This window comes from Bacillus cereus group sp. MG20, assembly GCF_040459885.1.
GTDB lineage: Bacteria > Bacillota > Bacilli > Bacillales > Bacillaceae_G > Bacillus_A > Bacillus_A cereus.
Map to the genome: position 1 here is coordinate 3,730,034 of NZ_JARVHF010000001.1, position 13,201 is coordinate 3,743,234.

Here is a 13,201-nt window from a genome sequence, read left to right on the forward strand (position 1 = left end):
AATTCTGAATATTTGTAACTTAAATTTATCGACGTTTTATTTCATTGATTTAATGTTATCCGCCGCGAAAACATTAGAGGAGTTAAATCCAAACATGACGTTCATTTACGTATCTGGTAGCGGAACAGATAGTACAGAATCAGGACGTAAGATGTGGACGAAGTTTCAGCGTATTTTTTGCGGAAGCAACTTCTGGGTAAGGACAACAAAAAAACCACTCCGCGCCGTAGGAAGCAAAAGGGTGGGTTTCGTAAAAAATAATAACGTATAATAACCACCACCCTATACGGTAGCAGTTAAGGAAGAGATGTTAGCGCATCTCTTCTTTTTATTATATGCCAATTTATTCGCTGTTACACTTATATAGTATTCTACGGAAAATATATCATATTCCTATTTTGTGGTCAATTTGATCCCGCTTTAACGGGCAGTAAGACCCCCACCTCAAAATTCAGTGGAAGCAAAGAAGTTAGGTGGGGGTCGGGCTGTCCGTTAAAGTCCGATTGGTGAGGGCTGATTAAAGTTTCACTTTATTGCATGATTGAAAAGGTGTAGTCTTATTCCTTTTCAAACTGAAAAATATCCCGATTAATAAGTTGATGGAGATACCTATCCATTTCAGCAGCAGAAACTTTTCTTTCACTTTTAAACCACCATGCGCTTAATGAGGTGATTGCCCCTGAATAAAATTCAATGATTAAATCATTGGGCATCGTATGATTTTTGTGCAGTTGATTTAACGCTTCTATTTCTTGTTTTCTCGTTTCGTGACTTAAATATTGTGTTCGGTTAATAAATTGTTCATCAGACATTTGCGTTTCTAATATTTTACCGATTTCTTCATGATGTAGAAATTGTTCCATTACTTGAAATGGTTTACTTAATCGATCTGAAACCGGTATTTCAGCAATCATCTTGCTATATCGTTTAAATCCAAATGCTAATAAAGCATCTTTATCTTCGAAGTGTTTATAAAAGGTTGTTCGGTGTACCATTGCGCGGTCACATATTTGATTAATCGTGATCGTACTATATTTCTGTTTTGATTGCGTCATTAATTCAAATAAGGAATCCCACAGTAATTTATGTGTACGTCTAATACGTAAATCAAGTTGTTTTTCACTATCGTTCATCTACAATTCTCCTTTTTTGTAGATTAAATATACAGTGGCTGAAAATTGATTCTCCCTTTTTAATCTACATATGTATATTATATTACATGTGTTCCGGTATATTTAAAGTTTTTTAAGTAAGAAACAGGAGGAGAATCTGTAAATGAATATGACAACTAAGAGCCCAGCAAGTGGCAAAGTTGATACTTCTAATTTGAAACATACCCCCATTTTAATTGCATTACTTTTAGGGGCAATGGTTGCATTATTAAATGAAACATTACTTGGTAATGCGTTAACGGTATTAATGAAAGAATTTGACGTAACCGCTTCAACGATTCAATGGCTTTCTACAGCTTACATGTTAGTAGTTGGGGTTTTAGTTCCAATTACAGCGTTACTTCAGCAATGGCTCACAACGAGACAAATGTTTTTGATCGCTATGGTAACGTTTTTAGTCGGTACATTAATTGCGGGATTCGCACCGACATTTTCCGTTTTATTAATTGGCCGTATCGTCCAAGCTGTAGCGACGGGGTTAATTACACCGTTATTAATGAATACGATTTTAATCATTTGTCCACCTGAAAAACGTGGTGCGACAATGGGATTAATCGCACTCGTGATGATGGCAGCTCCGGCAATTGGCCCTACATTATCTGGAGTAATTGTGGATTCATTAAATTGGCGCTGGTTATTCTATATTGTTATTCCTATCGTGATCATTTCCATTATGATTGGGATGAAGTACATTCAAAATGTTTCAGAGTTAACAAGGCCAAAAGTAGATTACCCATCTATCCTTTTATCGACATTAGGATTTGGCGGGCTTGTGTATAGCTTTAGTGCATCGGGTGATTTAGGATGGTCCGATGCAAAAGTGTATGGCACTTTAATTGTTGGGCTTATCTCATTATGTATTTTTGCCGTTCGACAATTGAAAATTGAGAATCCAATTTTAGAATTACGAGCATTTAAAGTTCCGATGTTTACATTATCAGTTGGATTAATTGTCATTGTGATGATGTCGTTATTTTCAACGATGACTTTATTACCGATGTTCCTGCAAACCGTTTTACTCGTTACAGCTTTTAAATCAGGAATTATCATGCTTCCGGGAAGTGTTATTAGCGCCATAATGGGACCAATCGCAGGTAAACTATTTGATAAATTTAGTCCGAAAGTTATTATCGTTCCCGGCATTGTCTTAGTAGGAATTGCAATGTTCTTATTTAAAGGCATTACTCCTGATACATCAATGATACAAATTATTGTCATGCATAGCGTATTAATGGTTGGACTCATGTTTGTCATGACAGCACAAACATACGGTTTAAATCAATTAACACCAGATTTATATCCGCACGGAACAGCACTATTTAGTACGTTGCAACAAGTAGCTGGCGCAATTGGTACAGCTATATTCATATCGAAAATGTCTTCAGGAACAACTAGCTATATGGAGAGCTCCGTAAATCCACTGGATCCAGTAGAGAAGTTAAACGGTTTAACGTCAGGGTTCCAAGGTGCATTTGCACTTGGGTTAATCTTTATTATTGTTGCATTTATCGTATCGTTATTCTTAAAAGAAGAGAAAGAAGGAGTAAAGGCAGCGAGGGTTTTACAGAACGAACATTAAGGTTTATATAAAAAAGACATCTTTCCCTAGAAAAGATGTCTTTTTTATATTTTTTTCGTAACACTTGTTTTGGGGTCTTCATACATAAGGATTGGTATGTACAATAATTATCCTTTTTGAGAATAACGATGCAAAGCCGTACTAATAACTAATAGTTCACCAGATGATTTAGTGACATCGTATATAGATCCTGTTATGAGAATAGGCATAGTCATGATTGTGAAGTTGTTATATTGGTATTAAATGATTTATACGTTTTTTATAGTAAAAATTAGAGCCTCTTCAATAAAAAGGAATTAAATATGGTATTCTTTAGTTAATATATTTAAACGAAGACAGGGGAAATGAAGATGGACAAGAAGCTAACGTATTGGCTAGCATCTATTATAGGGGGAGTAGTACTTGCAACTGGTATGACTTATGGAATGTTACAGTTTGCTGAAGTCCCGCTTGAGAGTGAGGACCATGTTTTTGCAGAGGTTAATAAAGAAGACACACTATCGAATGAAGCAGAAGTGAAAGGCTCAAATGCACAACTTCACATTACAGTAACTTCTACTGAAGAAGAAGTTATTTCAGCTATGCATAGCATGACTCATCAAAAAGTAAAAGCGTGTGAAGGAAAGGGAGCAACCCCTATGTCCAAAAAGAATGCAGAGAAAGTAAGAAACATTCTAAACGGAAACAATTTCAAGAATAAAGAAGAGCTATTAGCAATTACTGAAAGATGGGCAAATAGAGATTTTAGTGAAATTTTAGAAGAACATAACTATTTTATTAAACTTCAAGGTGGCAAGATAGGTGAAGCTACAGTAATGGATAAGGTAGACGAGCAAGTATTCTGTTTCAATACTTTCGGTGATGATGTAACGGCCGCATTATTTAAATCAGGAGATCTTCAAGCGCTGTAAGGTGTTTTTTCTTTGATATAAAGAAAGCCTCAAGTATTCATATACTTGAGGCTTTTCCAATGGAAAGATAGGAATGATCCGAATTCCTTACATTAAGAACAAAGTGGAATTACTCCTAAACCAATTAATAAAGCTGCAGCAACTGCTGGAATTGGTACAGGAATTTGAATACCTTCTACAAACAAGAAATACTGACCACTTACTATTTTAAAACAAACTAATTGCATGGCTATTCCTCCCTTCTTTTAGAATTAATACATTATATTAATTTATCTATTTATTGTTATAGTTGAATTATTCATTTTTAAAAATATAGTTAATATGTGAATAGTTTTCGAAAGGACCTGCTCAATCAATACGAAAAAACATAAGATGAAACGAATCCATTAAAATACATGAGTGAACCTTAGTTTTCCCCTCTTATCTAAAGGAGGAACTATTATGGGTTATGGTGGTAGTTGTGGCGGTTGTGGCTTCTCGGGAGGCTTTGCTTTATTAGTTGTGTTATTCATTTTATTAATCATCGTTGGAGCTTCTTGCTTCTGCTAAAAACTATTGGAAAAGACACTCATATGGAGTGTCTTTTCTTTTGTGCAAAATGATTCCTGATAATATCCAACTGTATATAGTATACGGTATATTTTTTCCTCATTAGACATATAAAAATGTTGGAGGGATGTTATGAAACTAGTAGGGAAGCACATTTATATTCGGCTTTATAAAACTGATGATGCCAACGAGTTAGCTAACTTACATATTAGAAATCGCGAATTTTTTCAACGAGTTTGTCCATTGCTCCCAGAAGTTTTTTATACAGAAGAACATCAAAAAATACGTCTTGAACAAGCTCTAAAAAAGACAGCTGAAGGGCAAGTATACCCTTTTGGAATCTTTTTAAGAGAAAATGATAAACTTATCGGAGACATTTCATTAACTCAAATTGTTAGGGGAGATCTCCAAAGCTGTTATACGGGATTTACTTTAGATAAGAAGCATAATGCAAAGGGCTATACAACAGAGGCTCTTCAACTTGTTGTAGACTTTGCTTTTAGGGAATTAAAGCTACATAGAATTGAAGCAGGAGCGATGCTTGATAATTTAGCATCTATTCGTGTATTAGAAAAAGTGGGATTTAAAAAAGAAGGTATAGCGAAAGAAAATATAAGGATTAATGGCAAATGGACAGATCATCAAATATTAGCTATCATCAACAGCTTGGATGTGTAAGCTTATTTTGATTCCAATAAAGATAAGCATGTAACTCTTCAAACTCTACCAACAGTTTTATAGGGACCTTTACAATTTTCGGATCAGAAACTAACCTTACAAGTCTTGAAATTCCACCTAACTCTACAATTACTCTATTTGAAAATTTTACAACTAACCACACTAAGACTCTTATTTGTTTTAGTTTTAGCTTTGTATTTGCTGCGTTCGTCACATTGACTAGTAGAACATTTAAATCCACAACTCCACAAACAATTAGATTAACACCAGGGAGATACAAGGACTTTCTTATTTGAGGATGTTAAATGCCACTTCAGTTAACGCCTCATCAAGGCCATTATTTATCCAACAAACAACATATATTTTTTGTGATAAACCAAATTCATATTACTGTGAGAATAGTGATTATGGTTATTAGTAGTTATTAAAGAGGGCCTTGGCTCTTTTTTTATTTTCTTTCGACATAATATGACAATATATGAATTAACAGTTTGGTATTATTATCTAGAAATCTTACATTTATCTACAAATTATTATTGTATTTTTAATTTTTTAAATGTAAAATATTTCAATGTAAATACATACCATTTAGGGGGATGAAGAAATTTATGAAAAAATTATTAGCTTCAGCAACAGCGGTAACACTATTAACAGTGGGGTACAGTTCTTCTGCATTTGCAGCTAAGAGTCCTAATGATACAAAAAACTGTGGCCATTTTAAAAGTCAACAAGATGCTCAAGCATTCTGGGATCAAAATGGATATGGTGTTGGAAATGATCCGCACCGTTTAGATAATGATAAAGACGGCATTCCATGTGAAGATTATAAATATCCAAAGAGCACAAATACTACAACAGAAAATAAAGAAACTACTAAACCTCAAGAACAACCTAAACAAGAAAACACTAAGCAAGAGAATTCAAAACAAAACAACCAAACAACAAATAATAAACAAGAACAAACTAAGCCTCAAACAACTGCAAAAGAAACAAAGAAAAATACTAATACAGTTGTGAAAAAAGAAACAAAAAAACAAGGTGAAAAATTACCTAATACAGCCTCAAACGGTGTTACAATGATGCTAGCAAGCTTAGGATTAGCATTAGCTGGATCTGTATTAATGTTCCGTCGTAAAAAGACAAACGCATAAAATAGTTCCTTAAAACGGCAGGAGAAATCCTGTCGTTTTCAAATGGAGTGATAAAAGTGAATAAAAAACAATGGATAGGCTTATGTTTAACTGTTATTGGACTTACTATCTTTTCCTATTATTTTCTGGAATGGTATAGTGCTAGACAATCAGCAGAGTCGTTAACAACTAGCGAGGCTAAACAATATGAGATCTCCACACCTTCTAAAGAAAATGAAACGCAAAACATCAATCAAACAGAGACAGAGATAAAGACTGACACTTCATTACAAGAAGAACCTGTACAAATTCCTGCTTCAAAGGTAAACCATCAGTTAGGAGATAAAGTAGCATATTTAATTATCCCTAAAATACAAAAGAAATACTCTATATATTGGGGAGCTGATGATAAAGTACTAAAAAAGGGTGTAGGTATGTTTGTTAGTGACTTAACTACTACACCATCTGGAAATGGTCATACAGTTTTAAGTGGACATAGAGATACTGTTTTTACCGAGCTTGGTCAATTAAAGGAAAATGACCAACTTATCGTGGAATATGAAAATAAAACATATACATATGAAATTAACAAGCATTGGATAACAGATTCAGAAGATCGAACAGTTATTGTAGAAAAAAGTGAGCCGACATTAACATTAACAACTTGTTATCCTTTTGACTATATAGGAGACGCTCCAGATCGGTACATAATTGAAGCATCTCTACTTTCCATTCATTGATGAGGATGGAAAGTCCAATACACATTAGTAAAATTAAAGTGGTTATCGAGTCGGAGAAAGGCACCTTAGAGTGTCTTTTTTTATGTAATTTAGTTGCCAATATGGAAAGTTTGTTATAGTTTTTTGTTTAGCGTGATTTTTTTCGAAATGCTGGCGGCACCCCATCGCTATCAACCTAACAGAACAGGTTGCTCCCAAAAGTTTTTTATACAGAATAACATCAAAGAATACGTCTTGAACAAGCGTTAAAAAAGAAAGCTGAAGGGCAAGTATACCCTTTTGGAATCTTTTTAAGAGAAAATGATAAAATGAAGATAATATTAGGGAATTGTGAGGATGATTACGTTGCTTACTTTGATAAAATTTGTAGTTAGTTATGCTGCAAGTCTATTTGCTTTTATTTTTGGATGGTTCTTAATTTCATATATTTTTAATCCTAGCTTTATTCACCCAGACGTTTTACAGGGGTTCATAAAAACTATCGTCACTTATGGTAGTATACCAGCTCTTATAGCTTGTCTAATTGGGGAAGTCTTATATAGGAAAATTAAACGATGTCGAGAGTTTCAATTTGGAATTCCTTTATTTATAGGACTAGCAGTTATCTATACACTTATACCATTTCTTTTTCTTTTTACTTTTACTTTTTCACATTTCTTTGACTTCGTTGCACCTGTTATTATGGGTTCCTTAGCGTTTTATTTAGTACGTAGAAAAATATAATTTTCGTTTTAATCCATTATAATAGCTATCTCTGAATCACCAGTTTCAAAAAGCCTTCACGCAATGATAATTGCATGAAGGCTTTTGATGTTTTCTTATTTTTTTGTCTCGTTAACCCATGTAATAATGTCCTGGATGACGTATTCGGGAACGTTAGCAGGGATTTCGTATTCACTAGGAAGACTTAATTCTCCGTCACCCTCCGTGAAGAAATGATTCAATTTCGGGTATTTTTTGAACTGAACATTCCCGCGGTTTGCAAGCCCTTCTTGCCATTTTGTATATTCATTTTTTACTGTTACTTGATAATCGCGTGCTCCTTGCAAAATGAGTAAAGGCTCTTTTCGTGATTTTGCCTCTTCAACTGGACGCCACCTAGAAACATCATACATAAAATGAGGTGACCCAAAATTGTAGCCAGCTGGAGGATGGTCAGGATTGAAAGTAGGATCCTGAATAAAAGCAGCCTGTCTTTTTAATTCATCGATTTCTTCCTTTGACGCCCCAAGGTATTCATACTGATCAATGGCAATGTCAGTCAAAGGCCGTGCAGGTGGTGCGAGTAAGATACTTCCTCGGACAAGTGAGGAAGGCGCTTTGCTCAGTATATGTGGCATTGTACCGGCTCCTAGACTATGTCCAAGAATGAAAATATTACTTGGATCAATGCCTTCTTGCTGCGCTGCTGATTTTGCTGCATATATAGCATCATCTGTAGTATCACGATCTAACGTAACAGGTTCTGCACTCATCTTTAATGCATGTTCTAAGGTACGTTTTTCATAGCGCAACACTGCAATTCCGTTGGATGAAAGGCCCACCGCAATGTCTCGTAAGATTTTTGTTCCCATGTATGTGCTGTCGCGATCATGGATGCCAGAACCATGAACAAGAACAACTACGGGCAGCTTTTCACCACGCTTATGTTTCGGAACTGTTAATGTCGCTGGTAACGGATAGGTAGAATTTCCAATGACGATTTCACGTTCTTGATAGGAGTTAGGTTGATCATAGCTAGGATGGGGGATGGTAAAAGATTCCTCGGGTGGCCTTTCTCCAATTTCATCTACTTTCCCGCCAGGTGTGAATTTAAGGAGTAGTGGTATGGTAGTTCCTTCGGTAGCTGCTGGAATTTCTACCGTCTGATGGACCAAGTTTCGTTCTTTTATCACGGGGGTTCCCATGCTTTTTATCCCGCTCCAGCCACTTTTTGTCCACCAGTTTTGTAATGTGGTTGCTGTAAATTTGGATTGAAAAGCAGCAGACGTCAACTGGAGTGCCTCTGCATACTTACCTTGCTGGAGATATTCAAAAAATAATGATGTACGCTCCGTTAAAGAGATTAGTTTCTTTTCAGCAGATTGTTCCTCGCGTGTATCTGCGTGAATAGTTGTTGTAAGCGGGAAAGATGAAATGCCTAAAGAAAAGAGTAGGGTAAAGGTAAGTACTGATCTTTGTATTTTCTTTTTTTTATTCATGTTTTAACCTCCAATATGTGATGGTAAAAAACAGGTATGGTAATTAGAATTCTGGTGCGAAAACTTCAAAATATTTGCAAACAATCTCCAAAACTTGGACATACTCATATTATTATTCTAAAAAAGCGTAGATTTCTTCTCTTGTCACATGCATATTAATCCCAGAAATAATCTTTCTTCCTTCACTTTATATTTTGATTATACGAAACAAAGCTCTCGTTTTTCTTACTTGATACTTACAAATTCCTTAAGTAGAGGATATTTTAAAATCTTAGCTTGATGAATATGTGGCGGTACTCTTATATTAAGAGATAGCTTAAGGACCGAGGATTGTATTGTTTTTATAAAGAGTTGATGTTATGTTTATTTTGTAACATATGGTGTTTTATGTATGTAGGAGGATTTATTGAAGAAATTATTAATATTGTTTTTATTAGCTACATTTTGTCTACAGATTACAGGATGTTCTAATAATATGGGTACACTAAGGGAGAAGTCTAAAGCTTCAACACCTGTGAAGTCTAAACGCATCAATAAAGGGTGGTACAAACATATGTAATAGTTTGTACCACCCTTTATTGATGTTAGAAGTCAGAAAGAAAAGGTTGATAGTTAGATATTTTTCATAAAGAAAAGACACCCTAAGGTGCCTTCCTTCGACTTGAACCATCTTAATTTTAATAATATATTGGACTCCCATCCAAATATTATTTTACCATGTTAAGTTGTTGTATTCATTGAGAAATATGCTTTAAATCTATATTTTTAAAAAATATATAGATTTGAACAATATGTATACGAGCCACATATCAAAAAAAAGACACTCTCAAGAGTGCCTCTCCTTAGCAGCCGAATCCGCCGCCCCAACAGCTAGCGCCAACGATGATTAATAAGATGAAGAGCACAACAAGTAAGGCAAATCCGCCGCCGAAACCACAGCCTCCACCACAACTACCTCCATAGCCCATATTAACTCCTCCTTCCATAAAGACCATTTATTAATGGATTTAATTTAATTTATGTTTTTAAGGGTGAATGGAGCAGGTCCTTAAAAAAATAAAAGGATTTTGGAAGTTAAAAAGAGTTGACGACCTTATTTTTGTCACCGGTATTTCGTCTGCTACATATTGTATTTTATTCTGTGTATTGGGGGAAGGAGGATCTTATGGCTAATTCTGAGATGATTTTACGTTTACTTACGGATTTAAAGATTGAACAACAATTGTTGAAAGAACAGTTAGAGAAAATGCAAACAGCTGTGACTATTCTTGAAGAAAAATCAGTGACGCTTAAAGAAAAACCAGCGACTCTTAAAGAAAAAACAATGACTCCTGAAGAAAAACCATCTGTTACAAAGCAAAGAGCTTTTTCTGGACGCCCAACATCTTTTCGTGATTGGAGAGCATCTAGTCAAAAAAATTAGGGAATGTTATGTGAAATGATAAATAAAAAAGTACAGTCTGCTGTAGAAAAGACTGTACTTTTTTATGTCGGTAGAGAATGTTAAGGGAGACGCATTTATTGGCCTATTCCACTTTTAATTGGAGTTCTTTATCTAACTTATCATTATTAATTTTTAAAGTTAATCCTTGCGTGTTTTTCGGTACATCAAATACAATGTTTCCTTCCGAACTTTCATTAGGATTAACAATATTAAATTTGAATGTGGAGATATTTGCAGCTTTAAGTACTGACTGATATTCATTGGAAATGTGATATTCTCTTCCAAATCCATCAATTAATTTAAAGTTGTTAATATCTAGTGTAATGGGTTCTTCTTTACGATTATAAACGGCGATGTCTAATACTTTAAAGACACCTTGTGCTTTAACTTCTCCAGTCCCTAGAACATCTAATGACTCGGCAGATCCCATTGACATGTATACATCAGAGGAATCTACATTGGTAGGAAGTTCTTTTTGCGGATCCTTGCTGCTAAGTTTGTCATTCTCTGTTTTTTTAGAAGTCGCCTGCTCATTTTTCGCAGGCGCATCATGTGAACTGCAAGCTGATACTCCAAACAAGAATGTGCTACATAATAATGATGCTAATAACTTTTTGTTCATCGTTTGTTTCTTCCTTCCAAAATAGAAGCACTTTTAATGAGTGCTATATATATTTGCCTTTATATGTATTACATTTTATATCTTATTATATTAATTTTGGAAGGAAAAGGGAAAGTGTTGTACATTTCTCTGATTCGAATTATTTATCTGTCTAAAAGTTGAAATTAAAATGAGCCCCATAAATGATAAACCATTCCACTAACAAAAAACACTAATCCTAAAAATAAAACAATTAAAGCAAGAATTCCATTTTTATTATGTTCCATAAAATAAGCTCCTTTTTCATTTACTTACATACAAAAAGCCTTTAGTCGTAATTATGGCTAAAGGCCTTAATCTTCATACTTTGTAGTTTATAAAAAAGTTGTACTTCTGTATTAATTTGGAATATGATTATTTAAAGAGAAGGTGATGAGTACATGCAGGAAACAAAACAATTCCCGCTTATATCTGGAAATCCCTCATTAGATTTAGTAAATACAGAGCTAGTTAGGCGTGGACAACGTTATGATTTATTAATAACAAATGAAGATGTATTAGAATGGCTACATGTAATAAAGGTTAATCTTCCTTTTTGGAATGAAAAAACACTTATAGGAATTCAGAAGCGAATGGATCAAGTTACATCTAGCATATTAGAGGTAAGAGAAGTACTGAGAAAACAGTTTGAGGCAATTGCTGATCAGCAAGAAATTTCTAATGATTTTATTACGTATTTAGAAAAACAAATTGAGAAGGCACCATTTACATATAAAATCATTGAACAGCAGCTAGTATCTATCCCAGTTGGAGAAATCGAGGATGTACTCGCATCGTTAATTGCATTTGACGCTTTAACGTTAATAGCAGAAAATAAGCTTATTTCCCTTAAAAGGTGTTCAAATCCTGACTGTGTTTTATTATTTATAGATAAGAGTGGAAAACGAAAATGGTGTTCTATGAAAATATGTGGGAACCGGAAAAAGGTAGCAAAATTTCAGGATCGAAAATTTGAGGAAGTTTAGAGAATCAACTTATAATAGTTGATTCTTTTTTTGTATTTTAAAACTAACCCCTTAAATTAATATTTACAGGTTAGTTATGTCGAGTTATAATTGTTGGTAAATAAAGGAGGAGAACGATGGATAATATAACAGCAACTAAGCAGAAAGATCCTCAACCAATAAGTGTACGATATTTTACAAAAATGAAAGGGAAAGGAAGAAGCCCATTACAAGTAAATGTAAAGGACTCTTTAACGGGACTACTAGGGGGGTTTTTAACAATTCTTACCTTAACATATTTAACGAGCATAACCTCTACAGAATTATTAATGGCTCCATTTGGTGCGAGTTGTGTATTAGCGTTTGGAGTTTGGAATGCGCCATTATCTCAGCCGCGTAATATTATTGGAGGACATTTGATTTCAACTTTCATTGGTCTATCAATATATCATTTGTTTGGGAATGAATATTGGACAATTGCTTTAGCGGTGGGGATGGCAATAGCCGTTATGATGTTAACGAGAACGACGCATCCTCCGGCAGGCGCCGATCCGATTATCGTTATTTTAGGGGCAAACAGTTGGAGTTATTTAGTAACACCAGTTTTAATTGGCTCCGTTGTTATTGTAGTTATTGCTTTATTCATTAATAATATGAGTAGTAAAAGAAGCTATCCAACTTTTTGGATGTAGTTTGTGAAGTGAAAAATAATTTAAGTGAGTATTCTATTCTTACTATGTTTTATTTTTTATATAGTAAAAGCCTTAGTCGTAATTGCAGCTAATGACTTGGGTCCTCATACTTTGTAGTTCATAAAGAAAAGACACTTTAAAGTGCCTTCTACAGATTTGAATTATTTAATTCATGTAATTAATATTCGTTAGCATAAAACTCTTTTATTAATTTTATTTCATTTGTATCTGGATTAAACTTAAATATTTTAATTTGATTCGATTCATCTTTGTATGCAAATGTATTCTCACCAACTTGGGTCATATTGCTGGTGTTTAAAATAGGATCGCTACCGTGATCAGTAATTTCCACAGTTTTCTCCCGGTCCCAGAATGCAATGACAATAATCAAAATGATAAGACATACCCGTATAAAACGTAATTCTCTTGCAACAGGATGTTCCATCTGTTTGTCTCCTTTACTGTTTGATAGAGTGTGTTTATAAAAGAGATAATTTCTA

18 protein-coding genes and 1 pseudogene are annotated in these 13,201 nt (G+C 34.3%); 12 read left to right on the plus strand and 7 right to left on the minus strand.

What is annotated here, in order from left to right; genetic code table 11:
* Window positions 1-94 precede the first annotated feature (94 nt).
* Window positions 95-271 carry a hypothetical protein gene (locus tag QCI81_RS19070; RefSeq protein ID WP_261721655.1) on the plus strand — a complete coding sequence of 59 codons (177 nt, stop codon included), beginning with the start codon at window positions 95-97 and terminating at the stop codon, window positions 269-271.
* Window positions 272-557: 286 nt separating this feature from the next.
* Here the strand turns inward: QCI81_RS19070 and QCI81_RS19075 are convergent, their stop codons facing one another.
* The gene (locus QCI81_RS19075) at window positions 558-1,133 is read right to left on the minus strand and encodes a TetR/AcrR family transcriptional regulator (protein ID WP_071731846.1); all 576 of its coding nucleotides are present in this window, start codon (window positions 1,131-1,133) and stop codon (window positions 558-560) included.
* Window positions 1,134-1,275: 142 nt separating this feature from the next.
* On the opposite strand from QCI81_RS19075, the gene QCI81_RS19080 reads away from it, so the two are divergent.
* Window positions 1,276-2,751, plus strand: coding sequence for an MDR family MFS transporter (locus QCI81_RS19080; protein ID WP_071731847.1), 1,476 nt, complete (start codon window positions 1,276-1,278; stop codon window positions 2,749-2,751).
* A 350-nt stretch (window positions 2,752-3,101) separates the two neighbouring features.
* Complete coding sequence (locus QCI81_RS19085) at window positions 3,102-3,662, plus strand: PRK06770 family protein (RefSeq protein WP_071731848.1); 561 nt, start codon at window positions 3,102-3,104, stop codon at window positions 3,660-3,662.
* 92 nt (window positions 3,663-3,754) lie between these two features.
* Here QCI81_RS19085 and QCI81_RS19090 read toward each other — a convergent pair whose 3' ends face one another.
* Window positions 3,755-3,889: a hypothetical protein gene (locus QCI81_RS19090; RefSeq protein WP_001177693.1), complete on the minus strand. Its 135-nt coding sequence runs from the start codon at window positions 3,887-3,889 to the stop codon at window positions 3,755-3,757.
* A 214-nt stretch (window positions 3,890-4,103) separates the two neighbouring features.
* Between QCI81_RS19090 and QCI81_RS19095 the strand changes: the two genes are divergently transcribed.
* Window positions 4,104-4,211, plus strand: a complete 108-nt coding sequence (locus QCI81_RS19095) for a YjcZ family sporulation protein (protein ID WP_000540375.1) — start codon at window positions 4,104-4,106, stop codon at window positions 4,209-4,211.
* 132 nt (window positions 4,212-4,343) lie between these two features.
* On the plus strand, window positions 4,344-4,889 hold the full coding sequence (locus tag QCI81_RS19100; RefSeq protein WP_071731849.1) for a GNAT family N-acetyltransferase: 546 nt from the start codon (window positions 4,344-4,346) through the stop codon (window positions 4,887-4,889).
* Here QCI81_RS19100 and QCI81_RS19105 read toward each other — a convergent pair.
* Window positions 4,870-5,103: a hypothetical protein gene (locus QCI81_RS19105; protein ID WP_254919349.1), complete on the minus strand. Its 234-nt coding sequence runs from the start codon at window positions 5,101-5,103 to the stop codon at window positions 4,870-4,872. The genes QCI81_RS19100 and QCI81_RS19105 overlap by 20 nt on opposite strands.
* Window positions 5,104-5,497: 394 nt before the next feature.
* Here QCI81_RS19105 and QCI81_RS19110 point away from each other — a divergent pair, with 394 nt between their 5' ends.
* The 4 genes and pseudogenes from QCI81_RS19110 to QCI81_RS19125 all read left to right on the plus strand — a co-directional run bounded on the left by QCI81_RS19110 (window position 5,498) and on the right by QCI81_RS19125 (window position 7,482).
* Window positions 5,498-6,040 carry an excalibur calcium-binding domain-containing protein gene (locus QCI81_RS19110; protein ID WP_071731850.1) on the plus strand — a complete coding sequence of 181 codons (543 nt, stop codon included), beginning with the start codon at window positions 5,498-5,500 and terminating at the stop codon, window positions 6,038-6,040.
* A 56-nt stretch (window positions 6,041-6,096) separates the two neighbouring features.
* The gene (locus QCI81_RS19115) at window positions 6,097-6,759 is read left to right on the plus strand and encodes a class D sortase (RefSeq protein WP_001036110.1); all 663 of its coding nucleotides are present in this window, start codon (window positions 6,097-6,099) and stop codon (window positions 6,757-6,759) included.
* A 188-nt stretch (window positions 6,760-6,947) separates the two neighbouring features.
* Window positions 6,948-7,067: pseudogene (locus tag QCI81_RS19120) on the plus strand (GNAT family N-acetyltransferase); the annotation flags it as partial.
* 28 nt (window positions 7,068-7,095) lie between these two features.
* Window positions 7,096-7,482, plus strand: a complete 387-nt coding sequence (locus tag QCI81_RS19125; protein WP_043938281.1) for a hypothetical protein — start codon at window positions 7,096-7,098, stop codon at window positions 7,480-7,482.
* A gap of 95 nt (window positions 7,483-7,577) precedes the next feature.
* On the opposite strand, the gene QCI81_RS19130 is transcribed toward QCI81_RS19125, so the two are convergent.
* A complete protein-coding gene (locus tag QCI81_RS19130) occupies window positions 7,578-8,960 on the minus strand; it encodes an alpha/beta hydrolase (RefSeq protein ID WP_071731851.1) in 1,383 nt (460 codons plus the stop codon).
* Window positions 8,961-9,802: 842 nt separating this feature from the next.
* Window positions 9,803-9,928 carry a YjcZ family sporulation protein gene (locus QCI81_RS19135; protein WP_000540377.1) on the minus strand — a complete coding sequence of 42 codons (126 nt, stop codon included), beginning with the start codon at window positions 9,926-9,928 and terminating at the stop codon, window positions 9,803-9,805.
* Window positions 9,929-10,125: 197 nt separating this feature from the next.
* Between QCI81_RS19135 and QCI81_RS19140 the strand changes: the two genes are divergently transcribed.
* Window positions 10,126-10,383: a hypothetical protein gene (locus QCI81_RS19140; RefSeq protein ID WP_000013694.1), complete on the plus strand. Its 258-nt coding sequence runs from the start codon at window positions 10,126-10,128 to the stop codon at window positions 10,381-10,383.
* A gap of 103 nt (window positions 10,384-10,486) precedes the next feature.
* Here the strand turns inward: QCI81_RS19140 and QCI81_RS19145 are convergent, their stop codons facing one another.
* A complete protein-coding gene (locus QCI81_RS19145; RefSeq protein WP_001035579.1) occupies window positions 10,487-11,026 on the minus strand; it encodes a DUF4352 domain-containing protein in 540 nt (179 codons plus the stop codon).
* Between the two features lie 419 nt (window positions 11,027-11,445).
* On the opposite strand from QCI81_RS19145, the gene QCI81_RS19150 reads away from it, so the two are divergent.
* A complete protein-coding gene (locus tag QCI81_RS19150) occupies window positions 11,446-12,030 on the plus strand; it encodes a CGNR zinc finger domain-containing protein (RefSeq protein WP_016082644.1) in 585 nt (194 codons plus the stop codon).
* 116 nt (window positions 12,031-12,146) lie between these two features.
* Window positions 12,147-12,701 carry an HPP family protein gene (locus QCI81_RS19155; protein ID WP_000368844.1) on the plus strand — a complete coding sequence of 185 codons (555 nt, stop codon included), beginning with the start codon at window positions 12,147-12,149 and terminating at the stop codon, window positions 12,699-12,701.
* A 178-nt stretch (window positions 12,702-12,879) separates the two neighbouring features.
* On the opposite strand, the gene QCI81_RS19160 is transcribed toward QCI81_RS19155, so the two are convergent.
* Window positions 12,880-13,146 carry a YmzC family protein gene (locus tag QCI81_RS19160; protein ID WP_000400965.1) on the minus strand — a complete coding sequence of 89 codons (267 nt, stop codon included), beginning with the start codon at window positions 13,144-13,146 and terminating at the stop codon, window positions 12,880-12,882.
* Between the last annotated feature and the right edge of the window lie 55 nt (window positions 13,147-13,201).

Coding starts and splice junctions, on each gene's coding strand:
- QCI81_RS19075 (WP_071731846.1), bottom strand. CDS start 1,133: ATGAACGATAGTGAAAAACAACTTGATTTACGTATTAGACGTACACAT.
- QCI81_RS19140 (WP_000013694.1), top strand. CDS start 10,126: ATGGCTAATTCTGAGATGATTTTACGTTTACTTACGGATTTAAAGATT.
- QCI81_RS19150 (WP_016082644.1), top strand. CDS start 11,446: ATGCAGGAAACAAAACAATTCCCGCTTATATCTGGAAATCCCTCATTA.
- QCI81_RS19135 (WP_000540377.1), bottom strand. CDS start 9,928: ATGGGCTATGGAGGTAGTTGTGGTGGAGGCTGTGGTTTCGGCGGCGGA.
- QCI81_RS19125 (WP_043938281.1), top strand. CDS start 7,096: ATGATTACGTTGCTTACTTTGATAAAATTTGTAGTTAGTTATGCTGCA.
- QCI81_RS19095 (WP_000540375.1), top strand. CDS start 4,104: ATGGGTTATGGTGGTAGTTGTGGCGGTTGTGGCTTCTCGGGAGGCTTT.
- QCI81_RS19070 (WP_261721655.1), top strand. CDS start 95: ATGACGTTCATTTACGTATCTGGTAGCGGAACAGATAGTACAGAATCA.
- QCI81_RS19085 (WP_071731848.1), top strand. CDS start 3,102: ATGGACAAGAAGCTAACGTATTGGCTAGCATCTATTATAGGGGGAGTA.
- QCI81_RS19110 (WP_071731850.1), top strand. CDS start 5,498: ATGAAAAAATTATTAGCTTCAGCAACAGCGGTAACACTATTAACAGTG.
- QCI81_RS19090 (WP_001177693.1), bottom strand. CDS start 3,889: ATGCAATTAGTTTGTTTTAAAATAGTAAGTGGTCAGTATTTCTTGTTT.
- QCI81_RS19160 (WP_000400965.1), bottom strand. CDS start 13,146: ATGGAACATCCTGTTGCAAGAGAATTACGTTTTATACGGGTATGTCTT.
- QCI81_RS19145 (WP_001035579.1), bottom strand. CDS start 11,026: ATGAACAAAAAGTTATTAGCATCATTATTATGTAGCACATTCTTGTTT.
- QCI81_RS19155 (WP_000368844.1), top strand. CDS start 12,147: ATGGATAATATAACAGCAACTAAGCAGAAAGATCCTCAACCAATAAGT.
- QCI81_RS19100 (WP_071731849.1), top strand. CDS start 4,344: ATGAAACTAGTAGGGAAGCACATTTATATTCGGCTTTATAAAACTGAT.
- QCI81_RS19080 (WP_071731847.1), top strand. CDS start 1,276: ATGAATATGACAACTAAGAGCCCAGCAAGTGGCAAAGTTGATACTTCT.
- QCI81_RS19130 (WP_071731851.1), bottom strand. CDS start 8,960: ATGAATAAAAAAAAGAAAATACAAAGATCAGTACTTACCTTTACCCTA.